Source organism: Frankia sp. CcWB2, assembly GCF_977927585.1.
The window spans coordinates 19,214-21,361 of sequence record NZ_CDWRCM010000030.1; the positions used below are offsets into that span (position 1 = coordinate 19,214).

A 2,148-nucleotide genomic window follows, 5' to 3' on the forward strand; every position below is an offset into this window, starting at 1 on the left:
AACGCGCAGCGGCTCGCCGACGGGCTCGCTGCCGAGGGCATCCGGCCCGTCGCCGGTGGCACCGACACCCATCTCGCCCTGCTCGACCTGCGGGAACTCGGGGTCAGTGGCAAGGAAGCCGAGGCGCGTTGCGACGCGGCCGGCATCACCCTGAACAAGAACGCCATTCCCTATGACCCGCAGCCGCCCGCGATCTCCTCCGGCATCCGGGTAGGAACCCCGGTGGTCACCACCCAGGGGATGGGCGAGGGGGAGATGAAGGAGATCGCGGGGCTGATCGCCCACGCGGTGCGTGAGCCGGACACCGCCGCCGACGTGGCGGCGGCGGTGTCCGCGCTTGTCGCCCGGCATCCGGCCTATCCGCGGTAGGGGCCGATCCGCGGTAGGGGATCAAGAGGTTCCGCACAGCCGCGTCAGTAGGCGGTAGTAGGCGGCAGTAGCCGGATCCGGGTCCGGCAGGCGGGAGATGCCCGACGGTGCGCGAGTACCTGCTCGTCTTCGTGGTCTCGGCGGCGGTGACCTTTCTCGCTACGCCGGTGGCACGCGTCTTCGCCATGCGTATCGGTGCCGTCGCCGGGGTACGTGCCCGCGACGTCCACTCCACCCCGACGCCCCGGCTGGGGGGCCTGGCCATGCTTGCCGGGCTCTACGCCGGGTTCGGGGTGGCGGACCGCCTGCCGTTCCTGTCGGTGGTCTCCCAGGACTGGTCGGAGATCCGGGCGGTGCTCGTCGCCGGCACCTTGATCTGCTTGCTCGGCGTCGCCGACGACCGATGGGAACTGGACTCCCTGACCAAACTGGCCGGGCAGGTCGCCACGGCCGGCATTATGGTGCTCCTCGGTGTCCAATGGACGTTCGCGATCGATCGGGACAGCGAGACGACGCTGAGCCTGGGACCGGAGACCGCGGTCCCGCTGTCCATCCTCGCCACGGTCGTGCTTATCAACGCGATGAACTTCATCGACGGCCTGGACGGCCTCGCGGCGGGTGTCGCGGCGATCGCCGCCGGCGCGACCTTCTACTTCGCCTATCAGATCGCAGTGATCAACGGCTTCTACCGGGCCTCCCCGGCGGCGCTCCTGGCCGCCGTGACCGCCGGGGTCTGCATCGGGTTCCTGCCGCACAATTTCAATCCGGCCCGGCTGTTCATGGGGGACTCGGGCTCGATGCTCATCGGCCTGCTGTCGGCCGCATCGATGATCTCCGTGACCGGTCAGGTGGCCTACGGGGGTTACGTTGGACCCTCACGGTCGTACCCGTCACTGATCCCGTTGGCGATACCCCTGGCCGTGCTCGCCGTTCCGTTCCTCGACCTCGGGCTCGCGGTCGTCCGGCGGACGAGGGCGGGGCGCTCGCCGTTCGCGGCGGACAAGATGCATCTCCACCACCGTATGCTGGAAATCGGTAATTCGCACGTGAGGGCGGTTCTCTTCATGTACTTCTGGGCGGCTCTGGTCGGGTTCGGAGGTGTCGCCGCGTCGTTCTCCGACTCCCCGTGGCCAATCTTGGTTGCCACCGCCGGAGTGGGCCTCGCGGCCCTGGTAGCCCTGCTCCTCGGCACCCAGCGTACGGGGCGGCGGGCGTGACCGGCGTCGCGGCGCCGACGTTGCGCGCCGGGCTGTGGACCATGCTCGCGCTGGCCGTGCCGACGCTCGTGATCGCCGGGGTGGCGCGGGGCGGGGCGGGTTTCCTCGGCGCGGCCCTGGGAGTTGGCCTGGTCAGCACCTTCTTCGCGGCGGGCAAGGTGGCACTGGTGGCGATCGGCCGGCGGATCGGCACGACGGCGCTGTTGCCGGTCGCGCTGGGCGTCTACGCGGTGAAGGTTGTGACCTTGGGTGTCGTCCTGGTGGCCCTGGAGGGCACCACCGCCGTGAATCTGCCGTCGTTCGCCTGGTCAATCGTGGCGGGCACGCTGTGCTGGGTCGGCGCCGAAGTGTGGTCGGCGGCCCGGCTGCGGGTGCCGTTCTACGAACCGGGGATTCCGGCCACGGTGCCGAGCGCCGAGGCCGAGCCGGACGTGCCGCAGGGGCCGGCAGCCGGGCCGGCGCCGGTCGAGGGGCGGTGACGAGGTGGGTTCCATGCCCGACCAGAGCGCGGACGACCGGTCGGGGGAGAGCTCGACCGGGACCGGCGGTGGCGGCTCGCGGG

2 protein-coding genes and 1 pseudogene are annotated in these 2,148 nt (G+C 70.9%); all 3 read left to right on the forward strand.

What is annotated here, in order from left to right:
- Positions 1-369: pseudogene (locus ACY45C_RS05395) on the forward strand (serine hydroxymethyltransferase); the annotation flags it as partial.
- Between the two features lie 107 nt (positions 370-476).
- Entirely contained in the window at positions 477-1,586 is a 1,110-nt protein-coding gene (locus ACY45C_RS05400) for an MraY family glycosyltransferase (RefSeq protein ID WP_462186546.1), read from the forward strand.
- Positions 1,583-2,065 (forward strand): hypothetical protein, encoded by a 483-nt coding sequence (locus tag ACY45C_RS05405; RefSeq protein ID WP_462186547.1) that lies wholly within the window; start codon positions 1,583-1,585, stop codon positions 2,063-2,065. Before ACY45C_RS05400 ends, ACY45C_RS05405 begins: the two co-directional genes overlap by 4 nt.
- Positions 2,066-2,148 lie beyond the last annotated feature (83 nt).